The following is a 14,522-nucleotide window of genomic DNA, read 5'->3' as shown; positions in this document are numbered from 1 at the left end:
TCGGAACCATCAGAAAGCCAGGGTCGCGTTGGCAAGCACGGAATAGAAACGGCGGGCATTGCCCTGCTGTGCAAACAGGTCGTCAAAGCCGGCTCCCGGCTCAAGCATCGCGCCTGAAAGCCGGAACACAAGGTTCTGCGAGGCATTGGGCCGCCAGATGGCCGAGACGGAAGCATCCCAGCCGATCTCACGCGGGATCGAGCCTTCGTTGCGCAGCACCTGAAGGACTTTGGTGTTCTCGAACCACAGGTGGTTCACATTGGTCGAGACACGCAGGGTTGGCGTCAGATCAAAGTCCGTGCCCAGCCCCAGCAGCATCGTGCCGGGATTGGTGAAATTGGACTGGCCCTGCTCCTTCGAGGAGCGCAGCGAATTGAGAATGCCATTGCGGCCATTCACGGAAACCGCGCGTCCGCCCCCCGCAAAGGGAATGGTCTGACGGACCCAGTAGCTGGTATCGGCCCCGGCGAACTGCGGATTTTCGAAGATGGCATCGAACCCGCCTTCCACACGGTCGTATGGGTCATCGTCGCCACTGGCCCACAGGCCCGAAAGGCGGATGCGCGTCCAGTCAATGTCATAGCTAAGTTCGGCCGCCGCCATGAACGCGCGGATGCGTGAAGGGGCGCTGGTAAGGAAGTTGTTGCTGTCATTTCCCAGCGCGCCATAAACCTGCGCCGTCAGGTTCAGGCGGCCGATATGGCCATCGGCGGCATAGCCCAGATAGATCACATCATAGCTGCGGCTGCGCAGATCGCCCAGCAGCGCGGGGCGCACGGGAAATCCGTTCTTGTCCACCGCCACCTGCCCGCGCTCGCGGTTGATGTTCCATGTGGCGGAAATCTGGCTGGTCAGACCCACTACCGGAAAATCCTGCCGGTAAAGGTTCGCCATGAGCACGAAATCATCGCGCGGGCTTTGCGTGATGTCGTTGAGGCCCGAATTGGTATCCTTTTCCAGTCGCCAGAACGCCGCAAGATTGAACTGGAAGCGGTTGTTGTCGCGGTTGCCGAACAGGCGGATGCCAAGCTGGTTGTCGTTGAACAGGAACCCCCGGAAATCCGACTGCATCGGCTGGATCCCGGCGCGCACCGAGACGAAATCGTAGCGCTTGGTGTCGAACCGGCCGAGGTGATAATCGATGAAGGCTTCCTGCACCCCCACGAAGCCATCGGTGCGCCGGGTGCCTTTCGATGGTTCCACGAACAGCACGCGCCGTTCGGGCACCTGCACGTGGTTGATGTTCCCGGCAATGGCGATGCGATACTCCACTGTCGGCGGCTTGAACGCGGTCATCCCCTTGAGCAGCGAGACGCTGGCGATGAAGGTCTGCGCCAGAACAAGGCTGTTGCTGCGCCCGAACACGTCGATCTGGCCGGGGTCGCTCGTCGTCTGGTTGCCAACCGGTATGGGAAAGCTGCGCGGCTCGACGATGGTGTCGGACACGGCGCCGGCAATCAGGAACCAGTCGTCGCCCTTGAGAAAACCCGGCCGTTTGCCCCGCGCCAGGGGCCTGTCGCCTTTCAGCAGGCTGTGATGGAACGGATCAAGCGCGGAATGGCAGACATGCTCCAGCCGCGGAAAGAGCGTGTAGAGCGAACGGTCCTTCCTGCCGGTTGCCTTGTCCTTCTGCGGGCAAAGCGAAGAGACGATGCGCCAGCGATCGGGAACCCCCACATCGAGCGCAAGGTTGCCCAGCGGTCCCTCGCCGTCATACTTGTCGTAGAAGGCTTCTGGCGGCGGAGCGTTGACCGCACCGGGATTGTCCTGATCGGCACGGTCCGGCAGACGCCTGTTCCAGCCGGGGCGGCGGCGGCCATCGATCAGCGCGCTGTCGGCATCGATTGGGCCGCCGGGCAACCCGGCATCAGCCGCGCCTTCGGGCGGGGCGGATGCAGCTTCACCTGCCGCAGTCTCCGCCACTACCGGCAATGGCTGCTCTGCCCTGACGAGCTGATCGGCGGGCTGCCCCATGCCCAGCAGCGGCGCGAGCAAGGCAAGCGCGGGCTGCATCACTTGCCCTCGCACACGTTCTGGTCGCCCGTATCAAGGAACGGGGCGAACGGGCAGTTCACATAGCGCAGGCGCACATTGCGGCTGCCCAGCGCCACAAGGATCGTATCGGACCGCATGTCCCTGGGCGCATTGCCGATGCCGCCCACTTTCACCCCGGCATTGTGCAGGCCAAGGAAGGAAATCATGTCGTCCTGATCGATCCCGTCACCCGAAACCCCGATCGCGCCGACAAGGCGGTTGCCCCGGTAGATCGGCACTGCGCCGGGAAAGATCTGGATGCCGTTGGCAATGCGTTTGCGCCCTGTAGGCGTATCGGGCACGGCCGAGCAGGTCTGCGGCGTATCGCTTCCTGCGCCTTGCACGAAGCCCGCATGCTGAACCAGATTGGACGCCACCAGCGCAATCTGCAATCCCGTGGCAAAGGGGCTGAAATCATCGATCGGGCGTGACAGCGGCCCCGGCGCACGGCCCAGTTCCCCGTCCGGGAAATAGGGCCGCGCAACGTTTCCGGTCGCCCGGTCGGAAAACGCCTTTGCGCCGGTCAGGGCGTTCGGATCCTGAAGGAAATCGCGCATCCGCTGAACAAAAGGGGCAATGCCGGTATCAGGATTGCCCAGCAGTTGCTGCGCGGCAACGGGGTTGGACAGGAAACCCGCCGTGCGCGCCTTCTGAAGGGACACGTCGATGCCGAAAACCGGTGCATCGGGGCTGCGCACCTGGCCCAGCACCTCACCAAAGGTATCGACAAGGCTGATCGTCACTTGCGCCCGGCTGTCGAGCGGGCGGCGAATCTGCGCGCGCGCGCGGGTCATCACGGTGAAGGCTTCTTCCAGCACCGCCCGCACCTCGGCAAGCGAAAGCGCCTGGCCGACGGCCGCCCCATCGGTGCCCGCACGCAGCGGATAGCGCGCGGCTCCCGAACCATCGGTCAGGACATAGGCATCGGCGAGCGCGAACTCGGCCGCAGTGGCCCTGCGAATGCCGCTGCGTTCGGTGCCATATGCGGTTCCGGCGACGATCGCGTTGCCATCAAAGTAGCCGCGCACGGGGATCAGCGTGCCGCGCACATTGTTGATCGCAGCAAAGCTGGTCTGCAAGGGCGCCAGGCGGCTCACATCGGCGTCGGCAAAGCGCAGCGTGGTGCCATCAGCCGTGATCCGATCCCCCCTGATGCTTTCAGCCGGAGCGAATCCCTGCATCCCGGCCAGCGCGATATATTCCTCGTCATCCGCGTCGAAATCGCTGACATCGGGATCATAGCCATAATCGCCATCGGCCATCACGCCGATGCCGCCCACGACCACGCCGTTCTTGTAAAGCGGCAAGCCCCCCGGATCGGCCGCAAGCCCCAGCGGCGACCGCTTCGGCCCGATGAAGGCGGCGCTGCCCGCGTTGCCGGAAACGAAGCGGGTATTGAGGTCAGAGCAAGGAAGCTGGCTGAACTGGACGCCGAACAGTGGCCCGGATTCCAGCCCCGGCGTATTGGGTGCAGGCGGAAAATGCTGCTGCACGATCATGCTGGCGGTGCGGGTGGAAAAGGCATTCCCGCTCGATGAAAGATAGGCGGCTGTGATCGCCTTCGCGATGGCCCCCATCGTGGCTTCCACATCAAGACCCTGCGCATCGATACCGGGGCTGGAAATGCGCCCGGTGGCCGTGCGGCGGCTCGTGACCATCCGCGAGGGGGCGCCATTCATCCGGAACACGGCCAGCACGTTGCCCACCCGGTCAACCACGCTGATGATGGCGGGTTTGCTGCGCGCCTGCGCCTCGCCCACGGCCTGCGCCACGATCTGCTGCACCTCGGCTGCGGACAGCGCCTCCTGCGCGGGATCGACGAAGAAACGCGAGGGCGCGGTGGGCGCAGGCGCAGGCGTGAACGTGTCGCCCGATCCCGATTCCCCTCCCCCGCATCCGGAAAGGAGCAGCGCCAGCGACGCGCCCGCCCCGGTCGCCCCGCGAAGGACCGCCCCGACTTTCCCAAGGCCACCCATCAGCGCAGGCTCCGGATGGAGCGGACGGCACCCTCCAGAGCGCGACGGAAGGCCATGGGCTGGAAGCCGTTGGGATCGCGCACGGCGGCATAGGCTTCGTTGATCTGGATTCGCAAACCGTTTGCTGCGGCAGCAGGGACCATGCCCTGATTGACCATTCCACCAAGCAGCGTGTCCACCGCCATGACCGATTGCACCGCACCGCCATAATCGGTGAAGCGCGCGCCGATAGCATCGCTGGCGATGGTCTCCATGATCGCGAAGGTCTGTTCACGCGTAAAGCTGGCAACGGCAAAGCGGCCCGACAGCGCATCGGCTGATTGGCGCAGTGCCTGCGCGGCGGCCACGGTCTCTGAGCGGCCAACCAGCATGGCGCGGTGGAATGCCCTTGCTCGCGTATCGAAAATCGCTGCCGCATCCGGCGCAACCACCCTCGCCGCGGCCAGCAGCATGATCATGTTCTCGTCATTGTAAGGAGGCGTTCCCGGATCAACCGGACGGCCCGGATTGGGCACGGCGGTGACATTGCCGCCAGCCTCGCCATCGTGGATGCGCCGGTGGCACGAATGGCAATCAAAGAAGGTCAGTTCGGGAAAGATGCCGTCAACCGCGCGGGCAGGCTGGCTGAACAGTTCCAGGCTGCGCTTGACCGCTTCGGCCTGCCCCACTGCCCACATGCGCATGGCGTTGGTCTTGCCGCCCTTGCGCCGCGCGTAATCGGCATCCTCGTCGTGGTGCTGCTGGAGCGTGGTGAACAGATCAAGCTCGAAGGAAAGGCGCGGATGACCCGCTGCCATGATCCGGTGAGCAATGAACTGACCCTTGGCATCGCCGGAGAAGTGGCAGTCAAGGCATACCTGCGCCTTCACGCGCGGGTTGACGAGATCGGTCATGCCCTGCGCCAAGTTGCGGGCATGGGTCGCGCCCACGGTATAGTGGGTGGCAAGCCAGCCCGATGCCCTGCCATGGCATGCCTCGCAATCAACCCCGTCCGACTGGCGCTGCGCACCGGGCGTGGCGTGGCATCCGGCGCAATCGCGCTGAACGCCCGCCGCATCCAGTCCGAGCCGCCGGATGATGGCCTGACCGCGCGGTTCCCGAACCGCCCGCCATGCGCGGCTGTGCGCGCCGGAAGGTGAGGATTCTTCCTGCCAGCGGAGCAGTTCGTCCTGCCGCACCACCGCGCCATCGGCAACGCTGCGGCCATGGCAGGTGGAACCCGCGCAGCTGGCTACGCCGGTGTGGCCGGGCAGTGTGGCGCTCGATGCCTCGGCCTGCGCGGGAGAGGCACGCAGCGCCCCGCCTGCCTGCGTCAGCAGGCCGGCCAAGGCAAGCCCCGCAGCAAGGCCCAGCAGCACCGCTGGCGAAACCAGCCGGAACGACGCGACGCGACGCGCTATCACCCTGAAAATGCCAAGCATTGCCCCTCGTTCCCACCGACTGGCCAACCGCCCGGCTTTGCGCCCTTTGCGATCCGCCAAGCCGGAAGCGCTGCAATGCGACCCCGATGGCGTTCAGACTAGGCCACGAGGCAAGACCGCTTCAAGGGGCTAAACGCAATTTGCGCACACAATTCGGCAATGATTTCCTCACCCGCACGGGGGTTTCCCCAGCCGCACCTGCGATCAGTAACCTAGCGTCAGATCGACCTGCGGCTGGAGCGGTTCGCCCCGGCGGAACCTTTCAAGGTTTGTGAGAAGCCGGTCCACCGAACGCTGGAACATCTTCGTCTGCGCGCGCCCCGAAAGGTGGCTGGTGACGTGGGCATTGGGCAGGCTCCACAGCGGATGATCGGCAGGCAGCGGTTCGGGCGTGACCGTATCGAGAAAGGCATGGCCCGGCCTGCCCGCTTTCAGCCCTTCAACGAGCGCGTCCTGATCGACCACCGAACCGCGCGCCACGTTGACCAGCGTGGAGCCGGGCTTCATCGCCGCGATCTCGGCCGGGCCGATCATCTTTTCGGTTTCGGGCGTTCCCGGAACAGACAGGATCACCCAGTCGAACGTGCCCAGTTCGGCGCGCCACTCATCCGGCCCAAGCGTGCCTTCCCCGCCTGATCGGCGCACCTTGACCACATCCATGTCGAAGCCTTGCAGAAGCTGATCCACCTTCTGTCCGATTGCGCCATAGCCAAGGATCAGCGCCCGGCTGCCAGCCAGTTCCACCTTGCCCGGCGCATCATCCATCCATTCGTGCCGCTCCTGCGAACGCACGATCTCGCGGTAACCCTTGGCCACGGTGAGCATTCCCATGACCACGAACTCGGCAATGGTGATGGCGTTGATGCCAGTGCCATTGGTGAACACGACACCGCGTTCGCGCAGGACATCAAGCGGAAAGTAATCGGCCCCCGCGAAGATCGAGTTCAGCCATTTGAGCTTTGTCGCAAGGCGCACTGCCCCCGCGATCTTCGGATAGTCCTGCACATCGAACCAGCCGATTTCCGCTTCGGGGGCGAGCGCGTAAAGTTCCTCTATGCTGCGGAAGAAGCGCGGCTCCACCCAGTCGGGCAAACGCCCCTCCACCAGAGGGGCTGCAAGCGCACTCATCACCAGAACGGTCATCTTTTCAGGCTCTCCCGGACGAATCCTGCTCAAGGCATATCGTATCGGTCCTGAAATGAAACCCGATCAGGTGATTTTCCACTCCCAGCCGAGGGGGTCGCCGTCCATCACCTCTACGCCCCTCGCAGCCAGTTCATCGCGCAGCGCATCCGAACGCGCGAAGTCCTTTTCCGTGCGGGCAGCCTTGCGCGCGTCAAGCAGGGCCTCGATCCCGGCTTCGTCCATACCTGCGTCCTTGGGCCTGATGCGCAGCGCCTTGCGGTCAAGCGTCAGCACGCCCAGCCCCAGAACATCATCCATCGCAGCCAGCGCTGCCAGCTTCTCGGCGGGATCGACCTTCTTGAGCGCAAGCACCTCCTCGAACACGGTCAGCGCAATGGCCGTGTTGAGATCGTCCGAGATCGCCGCATCGAAGCGCTCAAGATACGAAGTGAAGCGCGGCCCCGGTGTGGCCTTGTCCTCACTGGCGCGCTCCCTGAGCTGGCCAAGTGCGATGAGAATGCGCTTGAGGCGCGTGAGTGCCGCCGCCAGACCTTCCCACGAAAACTCCAGTTCGCTGCGATAGTGTGCCTGAAGGCACATCATGCGATAGGCGAGCGGGTGATAGCCCTTGTCGATCAGCAGTTGCAACCGCAGGAACTCGCCTGAGGACTTGCTCATCTTGCCCGAACGCTCGACGAGGAAGTTGTTGTGCATCCACACCCGCGCACCGGAATTGGCGGGCAGATCAAGACCATCGGTGCAGCAGAAGGCTTGGTTCTGCGCGATCTCGTTGGGGTGGTGAATCTCGCGGTGGTCGATCCCGCCGGTATGGATATCGAACGGGAAACCCAGCACTTCGCCCGACATGACCGAGCATTCCAGATGCCAGCCCGGCGCGCCCCTGCCCCAGGGAGAGTCCCATTCCATCTGGCGCTTCTCGCCGGGCGGGGTCTTGCGCCAGATGGCGAAGTCGGCAGCGTTGCGCTTGCCTTCCACCGCTTCGATGCGCCCTTCCCCCTCCTCGGTCTGCGCGCGGGCGAGACGGCCATAATCGGCCACCGTGGAAACGTCGAAATACAGCCCGCTATCGAGTTCGTAGCAGTGCTTCTTCGCAATCTTCTCGGCAAAGGCGATCATCTGCGGCACATATTCGGTGGCGATTGTCCACCGCGCGGGCTGGCGGATGTTGAGCGCCTTCACATCCTCCCAGTAGGCCTGGGTATAGTGCCGCGCGATGTCCCAGATGGACCGGGCCTCCGCCCGCGCCATCTTCTCCATCTTGTCCTCGCCAGCATCGGCATCATCAGTGAGATGGCCGACATCGGTAATATTGATGACATGGGTGAGCGCATAGCCCTTGAACGTGAGCGTGCGGCCCAGGACATCGGCAAAGACATAGGCGCGCATGTTGCCGATATGCGGGTAGTTATAGACAGTCGGCCCGCACGAATAGACGCGCGCCTCTCCGGCATGGACCGGCTGGAACTCTTCCAGTTTGCGGGTGAGACTGTTGAAAAGTCTCAGCGGCGCGGAAGGCGCGAAGGGAGCGGGTGCATGTGACATGGCGCGGAGCCTTGCCTTGCCCTTGCGCCCCCGGTCAAGTCATAAGCAGCCAGCCCCAAGCGGCCCGTCATTCCTGAGGCGCTTCCGCCAGCACTTCGGCCAGCCATTCGAACTGGGCCTTGCAGCCATTGTCGAGCAGCAGCGTCCCCAGTGCCGCCGCATCGGCAGGCACCGCTTCGGGTTCCAGCACCACGATCCGGAACTCTGTCGTCTTCTCCGGCGACGCTTCGTCATAGAAGCGGTAGGTGCGGCCCTCCTGAGGGGCGAGCATGGTCTTGGGCCAGGCAATTCCGGCAGTCCTCGCGGGCCATTGCATCCGCACCATCTCGCCGCCCTCGCTCTCGGTGAGCCAGGTGAAGACGCGGGCTTCGGCCTTGCCGCGCCAGAGATAGATGTCGCTCCCGCGCGGCACGCAGACATTGCCGCCCTGCGCTGTATCGGCAATCCATATGCTGACCGGCAGAACCACATCGGCATCACCCGCAGGCGCACCGCGCACGGCCCCCGCCCGGACCGATGCCGGGTTGCTGAGCGATCGTGCCAGAAGGGCCGCCGCTCCGCGATCGCGGTTCACGGCATTGTCGATCACGAAGGAACCTGCGCCTTTCAGGACGCGCGTGCCCGCACGGTCAAGCACCGTCACCACATCGCCAGCCTTGAGCACGACCGGCGCGTTGACCGGCAATCGCTTGCCTTTGGGGTAACTGACCGCCGAAGGCCCGGTGGAACGGACAACCACCGCCTGCGCCAGGGCCATGCCGGACATGGCCGAAGCGCCCAGCAGGCAGGCCGCGGTGATCATGAGCCTGCGCACGGAATCAACCACCCGCCTGACTGGCGGCAGAAAGCCCTGCCAGAAGATCAAGCTGCGCCGTGCAACCCTTTTCAGCCATGAGCGCGGCCAACTCCACCGCATCGGCGGGCACTTCGGGCAGCAGCATCGTGCGGATTTTCACCGGCGCGCCAACCAGGCTGCTGAAAGTGTAGGTCTGCCCATCGATCACGGGCACGCTTGCCACCGGCCAGAGCTTGAGCGGATTGCCCGCGCGCCAGGTGACATCTGCCGTGCTGCCATCCTGCGAAAGCAGCTTGCCGGTGCCGTCCGCAGTCTTGTCCGGGCGCCAGAGCACGAGAGCGGCCGGATCGGCAACGCAATAGGCCCCGCCCTTGCTGACATCGATCTGCCAGACATTGTCGGGCTTGGCCACCACGGGCGCGGCTGGCGCATCGCCCCCACCACGCACGGCCCCGGTGCGAGTCCGCGCGCTGCCGCCGCGGGTCATCATGGCTGCAAGTGCCACTGCCCCCGAATTGTCACGGTTGACCGCGCCGTTCAGGATAAATGTCCCCGGCCCTGCCAGAACCCGCGTTCCCGCCCTGTCGAGCACCGTGACCTGATCGCCCGCTTTCAGGACAACCGTGGCATCGGCGGGAAGCTTGCGTCCTTGCGGATAGCTGCCCGCCGATGGCCCGGTCGAGCGCACCACCACCGATTGCGCAGCCGCCTGCCCGCCGATTGCGGTAGCGGCCAGCGCGATTGCCGCGGCAAGTCCTGCGCGCATCCGCCTGCGTTCACCCCAACCCATATGCTTCTCCCTTGTGCCTCGCGCGCAATCGCTCGACGAGGTTCATCAATGCATCATCACTTTGCGCTGTTTCCAGCAGCCTGTCTGTGAGCGCCTGCACTCGGTGCATGTCGCCTGCTGAATGGGCGCTGATCAGTTCAGCCGAGAGCGCGCGCGCCTCGGCGGCCATTTCGGGAACCGGCTCAAACACCTCGACGGGTGTGGCACGTCCCCGCAGGACCACCTCGCCCATGGGCCGGAACCAGTCGAGCCCTGATCGTTCGGCCGCCTCGCGGCTGACCAGAACCCTGGTGCCCAGCGCCTTGTTCGCCCCTTCAAGGCGCGCCGCCGTGTTCATGGCATCGCCCAGCGCGGTGTACTGGATGCGCCCCTCGCCGCCGAAATTGCCGACCACCGCCTCGCCATAGTGGACGCCGACTCGGGTGCGGCCAATCCGGGGAACCCCGGCGGGCGCTGCCTTGCGGAACTCTTCGCCGGCAAGATACATCGCCCATGCCGCCTTCACCGCCCGTTCGCCATCGTCGGGATAGGCAATCGGCGCACCCCAGAACGCAACGACCGCATCGCCCACGAACTTGTCGAGCGTGCCGCCGTATTCGAGCACAACCGCGCTCAGCCGATCGAGGTAATCGTTGAGCAGCCGCGCGATCACTTCCGGCTCTACCGCGTGAGTCAGCTTGGTGAAGCCCTCCAGATCGCTGAACAGGCAGAATATCTCGCGCTTCTCGCCGTGAAGCGAAAGCCGTTCGGGGTTGCGCATGATTTCGGAGGCAACCGAGCGGGGCAGGTATTTGCCCAGCGCACCCTGCGCAAACTCGCGCTGCGCCGCGTTGATCGCGCGCAGCGCCGAACTGACCGCGGTAAACGCGATAAGCCAGCCGACCAGCCAGCCGGTGGCGGGAAGATCGAGCGTGTCGAAGCCTGCCCGCTCGGCCAGGAATGGCACGATCAGAAACAGCGCGAATTGCGCCAGAACCGCCAAAGCCAGAACCCACGTGCGCACCTGCGCCGCAGCAGTGCCAACCCCCAGTCCAACCGCAATCAGCGCCGCCAACAGCTTCATCCAGGTGGCAGGCGGTGCCTTCCATGCCTTGTCGAGCAATTGCGCCAGCATCGAGGCATGGACTTCCACACCGATCATGCGAGTCTCGCCCGTGACCGGGTTGCCGGTGCGGGTAAAGGGCGTGTCGAACTGGTCGAAATCGGAAAAGTCTCCGCCAATCAGGACATAGCGCCCCCTTACGACATCGGCCACAAGCGGAGCGGTTTCCGGATCGGCCAGAAGGTCGATGGGGATCTTGTCGAAGACGGGCCGGTCAGTGGCGGTAGGCACCCGAAACCGGATCGGTCCGGTATAGGCGGCAAAGCGGGCATCGGCATCGGGACCGTTCTGCGTCAGGGCCAGCGACAGCAGCGGCGGCAGACCGGGATATTGCCGGGGCCAGCGCCGGGCAACGCCATCGGCATCGGTTTCCAGCAGGATCGATGCCGGGCCGACCTTGTCCGTCCGCACCGTCTTGAGGAATGCCTTGAGATCCTGCTCCTGTTCGTAGGTGATTGCTTCGGGATTGGTGCGATTGTCGGCATAGGCAAGATAGACGGGCGTCTTCATTGCCATGAGTGCGGCGCGCAGCAGTTCGTCGTCGTCCTGCGGGCTGTCGAACAGGATGTCGATCCCCACGCCCTTTGCGCCAAGCGCATCGATCTGGCCAAGCGCCTTGGCAAGGATCGTGCGGTCCACCGGGGATATCTGGCCCGTCGCGCGGTTGGTATCGGCGGTATAGACCACCAGCGTCACGCGCTGGTCAGTATCGGCAGGCGGCGCGAAGTTGGCGGCGCGCAGATCATAGAGCGCGGCTTCCGCATCACGCAACAGCGGCAGCCGCCAACTGCTGAAGGCCACGAACAGCGCCAGCGCGATCAGCAGCAGCGCCATGATCGTGCGCTGGGTGCCGAGCTGGCCAAGCCCGCGCAGGGCGGTGCGGCCAATCTCGTCCGCGCCCGCTGCTGCCTCATCGTTACGCCACGGCATGACCGGCCCCCATTCCGAACTGCCCGCAAGGCAAGGACCACCCGGCCTTGCCGGACACGTCGGCCTGATGTCAGCCAGTGCCCGGCACCCTCGCACCTCGTTATCCGATGATGGCCGATTGTTGCTGCACTGCCAATGCGAAACTGTCCGCATCTGGTGCGGGGGATGCAGGCCAAGCGGTTCAGAAACCGTCGAAGGTGATGGCCTCGGTCAGAGGCGCGCGCGGCACCGCGAATGTGTTGACGGGCGCGTCGGGATCGCGCCAGCCGATGGCCAGACCACAGAAGAAGATGTGATCCTGCGGGATCGGAACGCAGGCGCGCACCTGCTTCTGATAAACCGCCCATGCTTCCTGCGCGCAGGAATCAAGCCCTTCCTCGCGCAGCAACAGCATAACCGTTTGCAACCACATGCCGATATCGGACCACTGCGGCGGCCCCATGTAGCGCGGGGTGTGCACCAGCATCAGCACGGGCGCACCGAAGGCGCGAAAGTTGCTGACGAACTGGGCCAGCCGCCCGCGCTTGTCCTCGCGCCCGATGCCGAGCGCGGCATACATCGCCTCGCCCACGCCGAACCGCCGCGCTTCGTAAGCGCCATCCAGTTCGGGCGGGTAGATGGCATATTCTGGCGCATGGGCAGCGCGGCCTGCGGGGAGCGCCTGCGCCACCTCCTCCACCAGCCGGGCCAGCGGCTCACCGGCGATGACATGCGCATTCCACGGCTGGACATTGCCGCCCGAAGGGGCGCGCTGCGCCTTTTCCAGCACACGCTGCAAGATGTCCTGCGGCACCGGATCGGGGCGGAACAGCCTTATGGACCGGCGCGAGGATACCGCTTCGGAGACGTTCACCGCGCCATCCCCTTCTTGCTCAGAATCCGAGGAAGCGCACGTTGCCTTCCACCGGTTCACGCTCACGCTCGAACCCGTTCACGGGATTGTCCTCAACCCGCCGGCCGATGGCGATGCCGCAGAAGAAAATGTGCGTTTCATCGGAAACGCCGATGAACTCCTTGATGAGCTTCGCGTGCATCGAAAGGAACTCCTGCGGGCAGGAATCGAGCCCTTCCTCGCGCAGCAGCAGCATAATGGTCTGGAGCCACATGCCCACGTCCGACCACTGCGGCGGTCCCATGCGCCGGTCGAAATAGCACAAGAGCACCGCAGGCGCGCCGAACGAGGTGACATTGTTGCGCACGAAATCTGCGCGGGCGTCGGCATCGCTGCGGCCGATCTCCATCGCCTGATACATCGCCGCTCCCACGCGCTGGAGCCGGGCCTTGCATTCGGGGATCACTTCGGGATCGGACCAGGAATATTCCGGCGGATCCTGAAAAGGGGCGGCCAGCATCTTCGCCTGCAATTCAGCCAACGGCGCGCCGGTGACGATGGTGGCTTCCCAAGGCTGGAAATTGCAGCCCGAAGGCGCCCAGCGCGCCTTGTCCATGATCCGTTGGAGAACCTCCAGCGGCACGGGATCGGGCTTGAACGCGCGGATCGAACGGCGGGAAAGGACGGCTTCGCTGACGGTCATGGTGCTCATGGCGGATTAACTGCCCGGTTAAAACCGGCACGTCAACCCGCCACGGCAATCTTTGCCCTCAGCCCTTGGCCTTCATCGCTGCAACGGCTGCGGCAACTTCATCGGGGCGCAGCGCACCCGGTCCCGGCCCCATGTCGTCGGCATCGACAAGACGGTCCGTGCTCGACTTGACGAACTCCGCCTCGGTCGATGGGCGCAGGTCGGGCCGTCCGGCCATGATCCCCATCTTGATCTTGCACATGGCATACTGGGTTTCATCGGCTTCGACCTGAAGCGCCAGCACGTCCTTGGCCTCGCTCTTCACGGTGTATTCGTGGCGGCCCGGATCGGTAACGAGGATGAAATAGCGCCCCGCGCCCAGCGAGCTGATCTTCTGGCCGTTTTCGTTCACAGCGCAGCCCATGGCCGCCCCCATGATCGTGCCCGTGCGGTAGAACACGATCTGGCCCTTGCCCGGCGGCGGCGGCGGGATGACCACTGGCGCCTTGTCTGCGGCGTGCGAGACGCCTCCCGCCGCAGGCGCCATGGCCAATGTGACCGCTGCGACCAGTGCGCGCGTCGTTGTCCGCTTCATTCGTTACCCCTTCCCTGCATTCCGGCACGATCGCCGGGTGAAATCTCTGCGCTTGATGGCTGCGTCGCCCCGCCTTCGGCCGCGATGACGAACGGCTCGGACGTCTTGGCCATGGCAACCGTTCCCTTCGGATAGACGACATTGCGCCCCGTCACGGCAAAGCCGATGATCCCGATGGGCAAAGGCGTGGCGGCGGTGGCAGCATTGAATGCCACGACACCATTCACCGCATCACCTCCGACCAGCCCGACCCGCATCGAGCGGAGCTTCAGCGGCCGGCCGTTCACCGTGAGGAAGCGCGCGGTCAGGACCAGTTCGCCCGGCGCGCCACTGCCTCCCGCCTTCTTGGCATGGATGACCTCGCCCTCCCCGACCGCTCCCGCAGGCGCCAGTTCGTGACCATCGATCACGATGGTCTCGGCCAGATGAATGGGAAAGGTCTGACCCGTGGTGCTGATCTTGCTGCCAAGATCGGCATCGATCACGATTGAAACCGGCGTCAGCGCCGGAATTGCCCGCACATCAGCAGGCATGCCGTCTTTCAACGCGCCCGCGGCTCTTTCGATGGGCTGAGCATCGGTCAGGGCATCAGATGCCGCAGGAGCAGCAGAGGCATCCTGCGCTGCGGCCATCGGCGCAAAAGGCACCTGCGCGAAAACCACCAACC

The 14,522-nt window shown here is 64.8% G+C and carries 12 protein-coding genes; all 12 read right to left on the bottom strand.

Annotated elements, in window-relative coordinates:
• Window positions 1–9 precede the first annotated feature (9 nt).
• Window positions 10–1,974: a hypothetical protein gene (locus tag DKM43_RS05280; RefSeq protein WP_407938486.1), complete on the bottom strand. Its 1,965-nt coding sequence runs from the start codon at window positions 1,972–1,974 to the stop codon at window positions 10–12.
• A 38-nt stretch (window positions 1,975–2,012) separates the two neighbouring features.
• On the bottom strand, window positions 2,013–4,010 hold the full coding sequence (locus DKM43_RS05275; RefSeq protein ID WP_109797431.1) for a heme-binding protein: 1,998 nt from the start codon (window positions 4,008–4,010) through the stop codon (window positions 2,013–2,015).
• Window positions 4,010–5,413, bottom strand: coding sequence for a multiheme c-type cytochrome (locus DKM43_RS05270; protein ID WP_330857614.1), 1,404 nt, complete (start codon window positions 5,411–5,413; stop codon window positions 4,010–4,012). The genes DKM43_RS05275 and DKM43_RS05270 overlap by 1 nt, the downstream gene beginning before the upstream one ends.
• A 222-nt stretch (window positions 5,414–5,635) precedes the next feature.
• On the bottom strand, window positions 5,636–6,574 hold the full coding sequence (locus tag DKM43_RS05265; RefSeq protein ID WP_109797429.1) for a D-2-hydroxyacid dehydrogenase: 939 nt from the start codon (window positions 6,572–6,574) through the stop codon (window positions 5,636–5,638).
• Window positions 6,575–6,640: 66 nt separating this feature from the next.
• A complete protein-coding gene (gene cysS, locus DKM43_RS05260) occupies window positions 6,641–8,119 on the bottom strand; it encodes a cysteine--tRNA ligase (RefSeq protein ID WP_109797428.1) in 1,479 nt (492 codons plus the stop codon).
• Window positions 8,120–8,186: 67 nt separating this feature from the next.
• Entirely contained in the window at window positions 8,187–8,921 is a 735-nt protein-coding gene (locus tag DKM43_RS05255) for a hypothetical protein (RefSeq protein WP_161554039.1), read from the bottom strand.
• A gap of 16 nt (window positions 8,922–8,937) precedes the next feature.
• On the bottom strand, window positions 8,938–9,705 hold the full coding sequence (locus DKM43_RS05250; RefSeq protein WP_109797426.1) for a hypothetical protein: 768 nt from the start codon (window positions 9,703–9,705) through the stop codon (window positions 8,938–8,940).
• A complete protein-coding gene (locus tag DKM43_RS05245) occupies window positions 9,692–11,737 on the bottom strand; it encodes an adenylate/guanylate cyclase domain-containing protein (RefSeq protein ID WP_109797425.1) in 2,046 nt (681 codons plus the stop codon). The genes DKM43_RS05250 and DKM43_RS05245 overlap by 14 nt, the downstream gene beginning before the upstream one ends.
• A gap of 181 nt (window positions 11,738–11,918) precedes the next feature.
• Window positions 11,919–12,590: a nitroreductase gene (locus DKM43_RS05240; protein ID WP_109797424.1), complete on the bottom strand. Its 672-nt coding sequence runs from the start codon at window positions 12,588–12,590 to the stop codon at window positions 11,919–11,921.
• Window positions 12,591–12,609: 19 nt separating this feature from the next.
• Window positions 12,610–13,281 carry a nitroreductase gene (locus DKM43_RS05235; RefSeq protein WP_330857613.1) on the bottom strand — a complete coding sequence of 224 codons (672 nt, stop codon included), beginning with the start codon at window positions 13,279–13,281 and terminating at the stop codon, window positions 12,610–12,612.
• 58 nt (window positions 13,282–13,339) lie between these two features.
• Window positions 13,340–13,855 (bottom strand): DUF2846 domain-containing protein, encoded by a 516-nt coding sequence (locus DKM43_RS05230; RefSeq protein ID WP_109797423.1) that lies wholly within the window; start codon window positions 13,853–13,855, stop codon window positions 13,340–13,342.
• Complete coding sequence (locus DKM43_RS05225; protein ID WP_145960475.1) at window positions 13,852–14,517, bottom strand: hypothetical protein; 666 nt, start codon at window positions 14,515–14,517, stop codon at window positions 13,852–13,854. The genes DKM43_RS05230 and DKM43_RS05225 overlap by 4 nt, the downstream gene beginning before the upstream one ends.
• Window positions 14,518–14,522 lie beyond the last annotated feature (5 nt).

It is taken from the genome of Novosphingobium meiothermophilum (assembly GCF_003171715.1).
In the GTDB taxonomy this organism is placed as follows: domain Bacteria; phylum Pseudomonadota; class Alphaproteobacteria; order Sphingomonadales; family Sphingomonadaceae; genus Novosphingobium; species Novosphingobium meiothermophilum.
The sequence above is the reverse complement of the archived record's forward strand: the minus strand, read 5'-3'. Positions and strand labels throughout refer to the sequence as shown.

What these genes read in the sequence shown, in the direction of transcription:
- DKM43_RS05245 (WP_109797425.1), bottom strand. Translation starts at nt 11,737, where the DNA reads ATGCCGTGGCGTAACGATGAGGCAGCAGCGGGCGCGGACGAGATTGGC.
- DKM43_RS05255 (WP_161554039.1), bottom strand. Translation starts at nt 8,921, where the DNA reads ATGATCACCGCGGCCTGCCTGCTGGGCGCTTCGGCCATGTCCGGCATG.
- DKM43_RS05235 (WP_330857613.1), bottom strand. Translation starts at nt 13,281, where the DNA reads ATGAGCACCATGACCGTCAGCGAAGCCGTCCTTTCCCGCCGTTCGATC.
- cysS (WP_109797428.1), bottom strand. Translation starts at nt 8,119, where the DNA reads ATGTCACATGCACCCGCTCCCTTCGCGCCTTCCGCGCCGCTGAGACTT.
- DKM43_RS05275 (WP_109797431.1), bottom strand. Translation starts at nt 4,010, where the DNA reads ATGGGTGGCCTTGGGAAAGTCGGGGCGGTCCTTCGCGGGGCGACCGGG.
- DKM43_RS05230 (WP_109797423.1), bottom strand. Translation starts at nt 13,855, where the DNA reads ATGAAGCGGACAACGACGCGCGCACTGGTCGCAGCGGTCACATTGGCC.
- DKM43_RS05280 (WP_407938486.1), bottom strand. Translation starts at nt 1,974, where the DNA reads ATGGGGCAGCCCGCCGATCAGCTCGTCAGGGCAGAGCAGCCATTGCCG.
- DKM43_RS05265 (WP_109797429.1), bottom strand. Translation starts at nt 6,574, where the DNA reads ATGACCGTTCTGGTGATGAGTGCGCTTGCAGCCCCTCTGGTGGAGGGG.
- DKM43_RS05250 (WP_109797426.1), bottom strand. Translation starts at nt 9,705, where the DNA reads ATGGGTTGGGGTGAACGCAGGCGGATGCGCGCAGGACTTGCCGCGGCA.